The following is a 12,637-nucleotide window of genomic DNA, read 5'->3' on the forward strand; positions in this document are numbered from 1 at the left end:
CGCCGGTCACGCGGCGGAACCTTCCACCCCGCACGCCCTGGCCCGTGCGGCCGCGGCCGCCTAGCGTCGGCAGCACCGACGAGGAGGAGGACCGAGGATGTGGCGACTGAGCGTGCTGCCGACGCCGGAGAGCCGGCTGGCGCCGGTCGACGTCGTCGTCGACGCGGGCGAGGGCTCGACGGTCGCCGACCTCGCCGCCGGCCTCGGTGAGCACCTCGGCGGCCAGGGCCTGCTGCTGGCCCCGACCACCGACGGTCGCAGCTGGCCGGCCGACACCCCGCTCGCCGAGGCGGGCCTGCGCGACGGCGACGTGCTCGAGGTGGCCTCGGTGCCCGCCGACTGGCGGACGCGGCCAGGACCGCGCCGCCGCCCGCGCGCGACCGTGCACGTCGTCGCCGGCCCCGACGCCGGTGCGGTCGCCGACATCACCGGCGACTCCCTCACGATCGGGCGCGGCCCCACCGCCGGGCTGCGGCTGCGCGACCCGCTGGTCAGCCGCAGCCACGCACGCGTGCTGCTCGCCGAGACGCCGGTCGTGCTCGACGTCGGCTCCGCTCACGGCACCGTGGTCGGCGGCCGCACGATCACCCGCTCGACGCCGGTCGCCTGGGGTGAGCGGATCACGCTCGGCAGCACCGTCGTCGTCCTCCACCCCGGCGACGGCGAGGCGGCCCGCGAGCGGGGCGTGCTCCGGCCGCCGCGGTTCGGCGAGGCGGTCGCCGAGGCCGAGCTCGACGTGCCGCAGCCGCCGGGCTCGCCGCGCCCGACCCCGCTGTCGTGGCCGATGATGCTGATGCCGGTGATCATGGGCGGCGCGATGTTCGCGTGGACCCGCAGCCCGCTGTCGCTGGTGTTCATGCTCGGCTTCCCCTCGATGATGCTGCTCACCTGGGTGATGCAGCGGCGCACCGTGCGACGCGACTTCGCCCGCGAGACGGCGATCTGGCGCGAGGACGTCCGCGCGGTGCTCGCGACCCTCGACACCGCCGCGACCCACCAGCGCGCCCACGCCGAGGAGGACGAGCCCGACCTCGACGTCGTGCTCTCGCGCGCGGTCGCGCGCGACCACCGGCTGTGGGTGCGCCGCCCCGACAGCGAGGACTTCCTCGCCGTGCGCGCCGGCCGCGGTCCCCGGCCGGCGCTCGTGACGGCGAAGCCCGTCACGCACGGCGACCGTGTGCTGCGCGCCGAGCTCGCGCGCGCGACCTCCGAGCGTGCGACGCTCGCCGACATGCCGGTGCCGCTGCGGCTCGCGGAGACCGGCCTGGCCGCGGTCACCGGCGACGCCGACGCCGTCGACGCGTGGGTGCGGGCGACCGTGCTGCGGCTCGCCGTCACCCACTCCCCGACCGACCTGCAGCTCGCGGCCGCGCTCGGCCCGGACCGCGCCCACGTCGAGTCCTGGTTGCGGTGGCTGCCGCACGCCACCCCGCGCAACGGCGGCCTCGCCTGCGTCGGCGTCGGGGCCGGCGAGGGTCAGGCCCTGCTGGAGGAGCTCGCGAGCGCCGACGGCGGCACCGCCCACACGCTCGTGCTCGTCGACGAGAGCGCCGGGCTGCCGCGGCGGCTGGTCGAGGCGGTCGCGGCCGACGCCGTCGAGCGTCGGCTGCACCTGCTGTGGATCGGGTCCGACGTCGAGACGGTGCCGTCGGCGACCGTCACCGCCGTCGACCTGCGCGGCGGCGAGATCAAGCACCGCGACCGCGGCGGCGTCGAGGAGCTGACGAGCACCGACGCGCTCGGTCTCACCGAGGTGTGGCGGGCGGCCCGCGCGCTGTCGGGCTACCGCGACGAGGCGGCCGTGCTGGCGGCGGAGTCGATGCTGCCGGGGGTCGTGAGGCTGCCCGGCCTCTCGGGGGACCTGGCCGACCCCGACGACGTCGAGCGCCTGCTCGAGCGGTGGGCGACGTCGACGGGGCTGCGCGCCCAGCTGGGTGTCGGCGGCGAGGGCGTCGTGACGATCGACCTGCGCGAGGACGGCCCGCACGGTCTGGTCGCGGGCACCACGGGCGCCGGCAAGTCCGAGCTGCTGCAGTCGCTGCTGTGCTCGCTCGCGACCAACAACCCGCCGTCGCGGATCACCTTCCTGCTGGTCGACTACAAGGGTGGGGCCGCGTTCCGCGAGGTCGCGGAGCTGCCGCACGCCGTCGGCCTGATCACCGACCTCACGCCGGCGCTCGTGCAGCGCTGCCTGACCTCGCTGCACGCCGAGCTCACGGCGCGCGAGCACCTGCTGGCCCGGTACGGCGCCAAGGACCTGCTCGCGCTCGAGCGCAGCCACCCGGAGGCGGCGCCGCCGAGCATGCTCATCTGCGTCGACGAGTTCGCCGCGCTGCTGGCCGAGGTGCCGGAGTTCGTCGAGGGCATGGTCTCGATCGCGCAGCGCGGCCGCTCCCTCGGCATGCACATGCTGCTCGCGACGCAGCGTCCCGCGGGTGTCGTGACGCCGCAGATCAAGGCCAACACCGACCTGCGGATCGCGCTGCGGGTCGCCGCCCCGGAGGACTCGGTCGACGTCATCGACGCCCCGGACGCCGCGCACATCTCGCGCCGGACGCCCGGCCGCGCGTGGCTGCGCCGCACCGGGCACGGCACGCGCGAGCTCGTGCAGGTCGCGTGGGTGGGCGCCCACGAGGAGGTCCACGCCGACGGCGGCCGGGTCCGCATCACGCCGTTCACGGCGCGCGAGCTCGCGCACGCCGGGGCCACCGCCCGGGTGCACCCGCGCAGCGACCTCGAACGCATCGTCGACACGGCCTCGACGGCGTTCCTGCGCAGCGGCCGCCCGGCGCCCAGGAAGCCGTGGCTGCCGCCGCTGCCGGACGAGGTCCCGATGGTCTGCGCGGCACCCGGCCGGCTGGTGCTCGGCGAGGGCGCGCGCGACGAGGCGCTCGTGGCGGGCACCCGCTCCGAGTCGCACACGGTCGAGCCCGGCGGCGGCCGGCTCGCGCTGGGGCTCGTGGACCGGCCGGCCGAGCAGAGCCAGCTGCCGTGGGTCGTCGACTACGCCCGCGGCGGGCACCTGCTCGTCTACGGCGCCTCGGGATCGGGCAAGTCGGAGCTGCTGCGGACGGTCGCCGCGGCCGCCACGGCCACCGGTGGCACCGCCGGGGCCGACGTCCCCGACGTGCCCGAGTGCGTCTACGCCATCGACGCCGGCGGCGGTGCGCTGACCGTGCTGGAGCGGATGCCCTCGGTCGGGTCGGTCGTGCCGGAGCAGCAGGAGGAGCGGATGCTCCGGCTGCTGCGGATGCTCGCCCGCGCGGTCACCGACCGCAACGCGCTGCTCGCCTCCCGCGGCGCCGCCGACGTCGACGCGCTGGCCGCGCTCGGCGTCCCGCTGCAGCGCATCCACCTGCTGATCGACAACCTGCCGGCGGTCCTCGACACCCTCGACGGCGGCGGGCCGGTCCGCCGTCAGCACGCCGAGCACCTCGTGACGATCCTGCAGGAGGGCCGCCGCTGCGGCATCCACGTCACCGCCACGAGCCCGCAGCGCACCGGCATCACGTCGCCGATCCAGGCGACGTTCGGGCAGCGGCTGGTGCTCCGGATGACCGTGCCGGACGACTACGCGATGCTCGGCGTCCCCGCCGTGCTCGACGGCGACACCGTCCCCGGTCGCGGGCTGGTCGGCAAGGACGAGGTGCAGGTCGCGACGGTGGGTGGCGCCGGCACACCGCTGCAGGCGCAACGGCTCGACGAGCTGTGCGCGGTCGTCGCCGACCGCTACGGCGAGCCGGTCGCACCGGTGCCGGCGATGCCGACCCGGGTGCCGCAGCACCTGGCGCCGGCGCCCGAGCGCGACGACGTGTGCGTCGGCGTCGAGGACGGGTACGTCGGCGCGGTGACGCTGTCGCTGCTCGACGGGCCGCTGCTGATCGCCGGCCGCGCCCGCACCGGCCGCACCTCGACGCTGCTCGGGCTGGGCCAGGTCGCCCGTCGCTCCGCCCGCCCGCCCGCGCGGGTGACGCTGGTCGCGCCGCGCGCGGGCGCCGTCGTCGGGCCGGACGGGCTCGTGGAGCCCGAGCAGGTCGCCGACGAGGTCGTCACGGACCCGGCGGCCGCGACCGCCTGGGCGCAGGCGCTCATCCCGCCCGGCGACGAGGACTGGCACCTGGTGCTCGTCGACGACATCCACGAGTGGGAGCGCGCATGGGAGCGCAACGGCGAGGAGCGCGCCGCGATCGAGGCGCTGGCGGCGGCGCTCACCGCGACGCCCCGGGTCGCGGTCGTCGGCGTCACCGACTCCGACGACGCCCGCACCCGGCAGCACGTGCCCGGCCTGACCCAGGCGCTGCGGCGCGGCCGCCGTGTCGCGCTCGTCGCCCCCGAGATGTCGGACGGGTCGCTGGCGTCGGTGACGGTGCCGATGCACTCCGCGGAGCCGTTGACCGGCATGGGCAGAGCTCTCCTCGTGACCGGTGGGGCCACGAACGTCGTCCAACTACTATCGGCGAGTCACGCAGGGGGTGTGCAGTGAGCGCCAAGAGGACGCCGTGGTGGCGCCGCCGGCTGAGCCGCGCGGGCCGCGAGCGCGGCATGGTCGAGGCCGGCGTCGCCGCGGCGGGCGGCCTGCTCGTGGTGGGCGCCGTCGTCGGCAACGGGGTCGCGGCGTCGGTCATGGACATGTCCGACGGGCAGACCTGGCTCCCCGAGAACGACGGCACCGTCGTGCAGATCAACCCCGCGACCGGGCAGCCGGAGGTCCGGCTCGTCGTCGACACCGACGGCGGCCGCACCGAGGTGACGCAGGCCGACGGGTTCCTCGTGGTGACCAACCTCGACACCGGCGTCGTCACACCGATCGACCTCGCGGGCCTGCTGGTGGGGCAGGGCCGCCAGACCCAGGGCGAGACGGTCGTGCTCATCGGTGGCGAGCGGGTGCTGCTCGCCGAGCTCTCGCCTGGCCTGGTGCAGGTCGTCGACCCGCTGACGCTCGCGAGCCTGGGCTCCCCCTACCGGGCGGGCGAGGACCTCAGCGACGTCGTCGTCGACGCCGACGGCACGGTGTGGCTGGTGACGACCTCGGGCACGCTCCGCGAGCTCGACTGGGTCGACGGCGCCGGCGAGTTCTCGGTCTCGCTGGAGCGTCCGATCGCCGCGGCGGGCCCCGGCACCCGGCTGGTGCCGCACCGCAGCGGGGTCACGGTCTTCGCGCCCGACGGCGGAGCGGTGCTCCAGGTCGGCGCGGGCGCCGACGTCGTGCAGCAGGTGCCGGCGCTGCAGGGCCAGGTGATGGCGGCGGCGTCCTCGCCGGCCGACCTCGCGCCGGCGTCGGCGGCCGATCACGGTCTCGTCGTCATGATCAGCGGCCGCGAGCTGCTGACGGTCGACGTCGGCGGGCTGTCGTGCGCCCGCCCGCTGGAGCCTGCGGTGTTCGAGCGGCGCGTCTACGTGCCGTGCGGCGGCGAGGGCCGCGTGCTCGTGCTCGACGAGCGCGGCGCGACGGCGGCGCCGGACATCGTCGTGCCGGGCGGCGGCGACCCGGTGCTCGTGGTCGACGACGGGCGGCTGGTCGTGCACGACCCCGACGACGGCCGGATCGTGCTCGTGCAGCAGGACGGCAGCACGCAGGTGACCGACCTCGGCGGCGCCGAGGTGCCCACCGTCGAGCCGGGCGACGAGCAGCAGCCGCTGCCGCCGATCTCGGTGTCCGGCCCCAGCACACCGGTGACGCCGCCGACGCAGGACCCGATCCAGGTCCAGCAGCCGGACCCGCCGTCGGTCGACCCGGGCGCGACGCCGTCGGGCGGTTCGACCCCCGACGCCACCGACCGGCCCACCGGCTCGGGCGAGCAGCCCGGCGGCGGCGAGCCGACGGCGCCGGCGACCGGGGCGTCCGACGACCCCTCGGGCGGCACCCCGGGCGGTGGCGACACGGCCGACCCGGACCTCGCCCCGACCGTGGTGCGGGCGCAGCTGCAGCAGGACGGCCGTGTCGAGGTGCGCTGGCGGGCTCCCGTGCAGCCCCCGACGGGCTACCTGGTCAGCACCTCCGACGGCGTCGACCAGCGCGTCCCGGCCGACGCCGACCGCGTGACGCTGAGCCTGACCTGCGGCGCGACGGTCACCGTCACCGTCTACGCCGAGCACGACGGCCGCCTGGTCGGCAGCACGGCGACGGTCGACACCGCGGCGTGCGTCGACCCGCCGGCGGCAGAGCAGCTCACCCCCAGCGGCGTCACGGCCGAGCGCGACGGCGACGACGTGGCGGTGGCGTGGACGGCGCCGGAGATCGCCCCGGAGCGCTACGTCGTCACCGGCATGGGCCGCAGCGTCACGCTCGCCGGCTCGGTCACCACCGCGGTGCTGCCCGACGTCGCGTGCGGCGACCCGATCGAGGTCGAGGTGACAGCGGTCCACCCCGACGCGGGTGAGCACACGGCGACGTCGGCGCGGGTGGCGGACGCGTGCCCGACGCCCGACCCGACCACCCCGCCCACGACCACGGACCCGCCGACCACGACCGACCCGACGACGACCACCGCGACGCTGGTCGCGCCGTCGGGCGTCACGGCCACCAAGGTCGACGGCGACACCGTGCGCGTGACGTGGGCGCCGTCCGCACCGGCGGCCGAGGAGTACGTCGTCACGCCCTCGCCGGGCGGTGGGACGGTCTCGACGAGCGGCACGAGCGTCGACGTCGACGTGACGCCGGGCGCGAGCTACACGTTCACGGTCGAGGCGCGCTGGCAGGGGCAGTCGGCGACGTCGGCCCCGAGCAACGCCGTCGTCATGGCGACCGCGCCGAGCGCGCCGACGAACCTGCAGGCCACCACCACCCAGTCGCCGCCGTTCGTCACCAACACCGTGACCTGGACGGCCCCCGCCGACGGCGGTTCCCCGCTCACCGGCTACCAGCTGGTCTGGGACGGCCGTGTGATCAGCGTGGGCCCGGGGCAGACCTCGTGGACCGAGACGGTGAGCTGCGACCCCTGCCAGGAGGTCATCACCGTCCCCGACTTCGACGTGAGCCTCAGCGCGACCAACGCGATCGGCCAGGGCCCGGCGGCCACCACCGTCCCGTCCGCGGGCGGCACCCCGGCGGTGCCGCAGCCGCAGGAGGGGGCCGCCGTGCTGCGCGTCGACTGGAGCGCACCGAACCTCTACGACCGCGAGATCCCCATGACGGTCACCTACGCACCGGCGTCCGGGTGGGGCACCTACGACGGGACCTGCACCCTGTACAGCCGTCTCGGGAGCGGCGCCTGGGACACCCGCACGATCTCCTGCTCGGCGGGCGGGTCCGTCGCGTTCTACGCCGCGCCGGAGGGGCGCACGGTGAGCGCCTACATGACCGCGACGGGCGGCACCGGCTCCGCCACCTCGGCGACCGCCAGCGAGCAGGCGCCGCCCCGCAACCAGTGGGGCTACTGCGAGAGCCCCGGCGGCATCTGCTACGACCCGGTCTCGCTGCCCACCGACCCCGACGTCGACGTCGAACCGCTGCCGTGGACGCCGCCGGAGGTCCCGAACCCGCCCGTGCTCGTCGCGGGGGTCGGGATGCTGCTCGGCGCCGGCACGATGCGCGCGCTGCGCGAGCTGCGCCGCCGGGGCGTGCTCGAGACGCCCCGTGACGCCACCGCACCCACCCCGTACGCCACCACCGAGAGGGACGGCCGCCGATGAGCACCCCCACCCCCGAGCAGGTCGCCGAGGTGCGGCTGCTGCACACCGACGTCGTCGACGCCGTCAGCGAGGCGGTCCAGGGCAAGCGCGCGGTCGTCGAGCTGGTGGTCACGTGCCTGCTCGCGGGCGGTCACGTGCTGCTCGAGGACGTGCCCGGGACGGGCAAGACGACGCTGGCCCGCTCGATCGCGGCGGCGGTCGGCGGCAGCTCGCGCCGCATCCAGTTCACGCCCGACCTGCTGCCCGCCGACATCACCGGCACCGCGGTCTTCGAGCCCGCCAGCGGGGAGATCACGTTCCGCCCCGGACCGGTGTTCACGAACGTGCTGCTCGCCGACGAGATCAACCGCGCAGCCGCGAAGACCCAGTCGGCGCTGCTGGAGGTGATGGCGGAGCGCACGGTCACCGTCGACGGCGTCGGTCACGCGGTCCCCGACCCGTTCGTCGTCATCGCGACCCAGAACCCCGTCGACCTCGACGGCACCTACCGGCTCCCGGAGGCTCAGCTCGACCGCTTCCTCATGCGAGTCACGCTCGGCTACCCGGACCCCGAGCACGAGATCGAGGTGCTCCGCCCCGGCAGCGGTGCCGGCGTCGTCGAGAAGGTCCGCGAGGTCACCGACCCCGACCGGGTGGCCGCGGTGCGCTCGGCGCTACGGCACATCCACGTCGCCGACCCGCTGCTGGGCTACGTCCGCGCGATCGGCGCGGCCACCCGCACCGAGGAGCGGCTGCGGCTCGGCGCCAGCACCCGCGCGCTGCGCGGTCTGGTCGCCGCCGCGCAGGCCTTCGCGGCGGCGCAGGGGCGGCACTACGTGGTGCCGTCGGACGTGCAGCGCCTCGCCGAGCCGGTGCTCGCGCACCGCCTCATCCCCACCCGCGACGCGCTGCTCGCCGGCGAGGACCCCGCGCGGATCGTCGCCGACGTCGTCGAGAGCGTCGAGGCGCCCCGCCCGGTCCCGGCATGAGCCGCCGGACGACGGCCGCGGCCGAGGGCTGACCGTGGGTGCGCTCGCCGGGCTGCGGCTGACGCGCCGCGGCGTCGCGGTGCTCGTGTGCGCGGTCGCGCTGCTGGCCCTCGGCGGCTGGGCGTCCTACCCGGGTCTGGTCGGGCTGGGGGTGGCGCTCGCCCTCGCGCTGCTCGCGGCCCTCGTCGGCGTCGCGGTGCCGGTGCCGGTCTCGGTGCGCCGCACCGTGCGGCCGCTGCGGGTGCCGCGGCTCGCGGACTGCTCCGCGACGATCGTCGTCCGCAACACCTCGACCTGGCTGCCGGTCACCGCGGCCGGGCACGACCGGGTCGGCGGCGAGGAGCTTCCCTTCGACCTGCCGCGGCTCGTACCCGGCGCGACCGAGACCACCGACCTGCCGATCCCCACCCAGCGGCGAGGCGAGATCTCGTTCGGGCCGCTGACGCTCCACCGGTTCGCGCTCGCCGACCTCGCCGAGGTGCGCCAGACCTACGGCGACACCACCACCGTGCTGGTCGAGCCCCGCGTGCTCGACGCGCTCGGCCTGCCCGCCGGCACCCGCCGCGGGCAGGTCGGCGCCGACGAGCGCATCGCCCACGGCGGCACCGACCTCACCGGGCTGCGCGAGTACCTCCCGGGCGACGACCTGCGCCGGCTGCACTGGGCGACGTCGGCCCGCCGCGGCACCCTCATGGTCCGCGAGGACGCCGACCCCTCCGCGCCGCACCTCACGGTCGTCCTCGACGACCGCGCCGACTCCTACGACGGCGACGGCTTCGAGGAGGCGGTCGACGTCGCCGCCTCGCTGGTGGCGACGGCTGCCGAGAGCCGCAGCCCCAGCCGCGTCGTGACGACCAGCGGCAGCCTCGACGTCGCGACCGCCGTGCCGGCGACCGCCGTCGTCGGCATCGACCCCGAGCTGCTCGGCCGGCTGTCCCGCACCGAGCCGACGACCGGGCCCGGCACCGGCGCGCACCTGCTCAGCGGGGCGCCCGACATCCTCGTCGTCATCAGCGGGGCGCGTGCCGCGCTGGCGCCGCTGCTGTCCGACGCCGCGGCCGCGCCGGTCGGGGTCGTCGCGGTCGTCGACCCCGCGCCCGAGCAGCTCGTCGGTGCCTCCCGCGGCGTGACGGTGCTGCGCGGTCCCCGCGCCGAGGACCTCGTGCACGCCTGGCGCTCGGCGGTGGCCCGGTGAGCCGCGCCGCGCGCTCCGTCGCGCCCGTGCTGTGGGCCGCCCTCGTGCTGCTCACCGCGCTGCCGCCGCTGGCGGCCGGCTACGCCGCGGCGTGGGCGCTGCCGGTGCTCGCCGCCTGCGTGGTGCTGCCGTTCGGGCTCGCTGCCCTCGGTGCCGCGGTCCGGGTGCCGCGCTGGAGCGTGGCGACGGCGGGGGTCGCCGTGGGCGCCGTGGTCGCGCTGACGTTCGCCGATCGCGTCGACCCGGTGAGCGGCGCGCTGCCCGCGTGGCGCTCGAGCCCGGGTCTGACGCTCCTCGGTCCGCTGGTCGACGCGGTGCCCCGGCTGCTCACCGCGCCGCGCCCGGCGCCCGCCGACCCGTCGCTGCTCGTGCCGGCGGCGCTGCTCGTGTGGCTCGTCGCGCTCGCGGTCGCGGTGGCCGTGACCCGCTCGCCACGCGCGGGTGTCGCTCCGCTGCTCGGGGCGGTCGTCCTGCACGCCGCGGGCGCGCTGCTGACGGCGGGACGCGGCGACGCCCTCGGGACCGCGGCGGTCGCGACCGCGCTCGCGGTGCTGCTGGGCTGGGTGCTGCTGCCAGCCGGTCGCCCCCGACCGGCGCCCACCACGGGTGCCGCGACCGCCCGGCGCACGCGGTCGTCACGCTCGCGCCGTGGCGTGCTGCTGCCCGCCGTCGCCGCAGCGGTCGTCGCGACGTTCGCGCTCTGCGCGGTGGTGGTGCCGACGGCGCGGTCCTTCGAGCCCCGCACCCTCGTGCCGCCTCCGCAGCTGCCCGCCGACGCCGCCAACCCCGTGCCGCAGGCGGCCGTGTGGGCGCAACGCCCCACCGAGGAGATGATGACCGTGACGGCGGTCGCGGGCGACCTGCCGGAGCGGCTCGCGCTCGCGGTGCTCCCCGACTACACGGGCGTCGCGTGGACGCTCGACGCCGAGCTCCGCCCGGTCGGCGTCGTCGCCACCCCCGACACCCCACCGGCGACCGCGACCCGCACGGCGACCTACGCCGTCACCCCGCACGGCTACGGCGAGGCCTGGCTGCCGGCCGCGGGTGCCGTCACCGCCGTCGAGGGTGCGCAGGCGCTGCTCGACCTCGACAGCGGCACCCTCGTGCTCCCCGCCGGCTGGGCCGGCGCCGACCCCGCCGACCCTCCGACGGTCACGATCACGAGCGCGATCAACGCGGCGTCACCCGAGGCGATCGGGCGGGCGAGCGTGCCCGAGGCGGCCGAGATGGAGCGCTACCTCGCGCTGCCGCGGGTGCACCCGGGCCTGGCCGAGCTGGCGCAGGCGGTGACCGCCGGCGTGTCCAACCGGTGGGAGCAGGTCTCCCGGCTGGCGGACGCGGTGCGCACCGACCAGCAGCGCGTCGGCGCGACGGGCGCCGAGCGCGTGCTCGACCACGGCGCCCGCTCCGGCTCCTCCTCGGCGCGGCTCGTGCAGTTCCTCGCCGCCGACCCCTCCGACGGCGGCCAGGTCGGCACGAGCGAGCAGTTCGCGGCCGCGTTCGCGGTGCTGGCCCGCACCGTCGGCATCCCGACGCGGCTCGTCGTCGGGTTCCAGCTGCCCGACGACGAGGGCACCGGCTCCGTCGTCGTCCACGGCGACGACGCGCGCGTGTGGGCCGAGGTCTACCTGTCGCGGATCGGATGGGTCGCCGTCGACCCCAGCCCGGACGCGGCGACGTCCACCGACCTGCCCACCCCCGAGGCCGGCGGCGAGAGCGGCGACGACCCGGAGCCCGACCCCGGCATCGAGGAGGACCGCGAGGTCGTGGAGCCGCAGCAGGAGGCGGCGACCGGGTCACCCGTGCCGGCCGCGCTCGCATGGGCGCTGCTCGCGCTGGCCGTGCTCGGGGTGGTGGGTCTCGGCGTCGCGCGTGCGGCGCGCGCCGCCCGCTGGCGCGCGGCCGGGCACCCGGGTGCGTGGGCGCACGTCGAGGACGCGATGCGCCTCGCCGGACGACCGCCCGCGCCCGGCCGCACCGCCACCGCGCTCGCCGCATCGCTGCCCGACGACGTCGCCTCCGCTGCGGTGGCTCTGGCCGAGCGCGCGGAGGCGAGCGCGTTCGCGCCGCCCGGCGCCGCCTCGGACGGCGACGCCCGGTCCGCCTGGGCGAGCGGCCGCTCCGTGGCCGCGGGCCTGCGCCGGCAGGCGCCGCGGGTGCGGCGGCTGCTGTGGTGGGTCTCGCCCGGGGTGTGGCGCCGCTGACCCCTCAGCGGCAGACGATCTCCGAGACCCCGGTCTCACGCTCGTCCAGCGCCATGCCGATGACGGCGAAGCAGTCCGAGCCGTCGGGGTCGAGGCCCTCGATCGTGGTCTGCGTGAGCGGCGGGCGGACGTGACCCAGCTCCTCCGGCGTGCCGACCTCGTCCGCGCTCTCCGGCCGCACGACGACGTAGAGGTCGACCGGCTGCTCGGGCTCGGTCCAGGAGAGCTCGACCGAGGTCCCGTGGTCACGGTCGATGACGAGCTGACGCGGCGAGCGGGCGGGCGCGACGACCTGCACGTCCGGAGGGTCGGACGGCATGTCGCCGGTGTGCTGCGGCACCGGCCCGCTGTCCTGCGTGGCCGGCGGCGCCGGGTCGTCGTCCCCGCGCTGGAGGAACGCCGACCCCACCCCGATCGCGGCGCCGACGAGCAGCGCCCCGCCGATGAAGGCCGCCACCCGGCGCCACGTGCCGCCGCCGGGCTCCTCGGCCTCGGCGGCAGCGCGGCCGGGCGCGCGGCCCTCCGGCCCGTCGGGCTCGGGAGCGACGCCGGTGTGGTCGGCGTCGGCGGGCGCGGGCGCAGGCTCCGAGTCGCCTCGGGACGCGACGTGCGCGAGCACCGACGGCGCGACCGCGGCG

At 77.2% G+C, this 12,637-nt stretch carries 6 protein-coding genes; 5 read left to right on the forward strand and 1 reads right to left on the reverse strand.

What is annotated here, in order from left to right; translation table 11 throughout:
* Positions 1-97: 97 nt before the first annotated feature.
* The 5 genes from GPA02_RS11390 to GPA02_RS11410 are packed head-to-tail and all read left to right on the forward strand — an operon-like array spanning position 98 to position 11,999.
* On the forward strand, positions 98-4,483 hold the full coding sequence (locus GPA02_RS11390; RefSeq protein ID WP_156200107.1) for an FtsK/SpoIIIE domain-containing protein: 4,386 nt from the start codon (positions 98-100) through the stop codon (positions 4,481-4,483).
* A complete protein-coding gene (locus GPA02_RS11395) occupies positions 4,480-7,632 on the forward strand; it encodes a fibronectin type III domain-containing protein (RefSeq protein WP_156200109.1) in 3,153 nt (1,050 codons plus the stop codon). Before GPA02_RS11390 ends, GPA02_RS11395 begins: the two co-directional genes overlap by 4 nt.
* The gene (locus GPA02_RS11400) at positions 7,629-8,600 is read left to right on the forward strand and encodes an AAA family ATPase (protein ID WP_156200111.1); all 972 of its coding nucleotides are present in this window, start codon (positions 7,629-7,631) and stop codon (positions 8,598-8,600) included. The genes GPA02_RS11395 and GPA02_RS11400 overlap by 4 nt, the downstream gene beginning before the upstream one ends.
* A gap of 34 nt (positions 8,601-8,634) precedes the next feature.
* Positions 8,635-9,795, forward strand: a complete 1,161-nt coding sequence (locus GPA02_RS11405) for a DUF58 domain-containing protein (RefSeq protein ID WP_204986588.1) — start codon at positions 8,635-8,637, stop codon at positions 9,793-9,795.
* The gene (locus GPA02_RS11410; protein ID WP_156200113.1) at positions 9,792-11,999 is read left to right on the forward strand and encodes a transglutaminase-like domain-containing protein; all 2,208 of its coding nucleotides are present in this window, start codon (positions 9,792-9,794) and stop codon (positions 11,997-11,999) included. The genes GPA02_RS11405 and GPA02_RS11410 overlap by 4 nt, the downstream gene beginning before the upstream one ends.
* Positions 12,000-12,003: 4 nt before the next feature.
* Here the strand turns inward: GPA02_RS11410 and GPA02_RS18810 are convergent.
* A partial coding sequence (locus GPA02_RS18810) for a fibronectin type III domain-containing protein (protein ID WP_476692240.1) occupies positions 12,004-12,637 on the reverse strand: 634 nt, incomplete at its 5' end.

It is taken from the genome of Actinotalea caeni (genome assembly GCF_009733795.1).
GTDB lineage: Bacteria > Actinomycetota > Actinomycetes > Actinomycetales > Beutenbergiaceae > Pseudactinotalea > Pseudactinotalea caeni.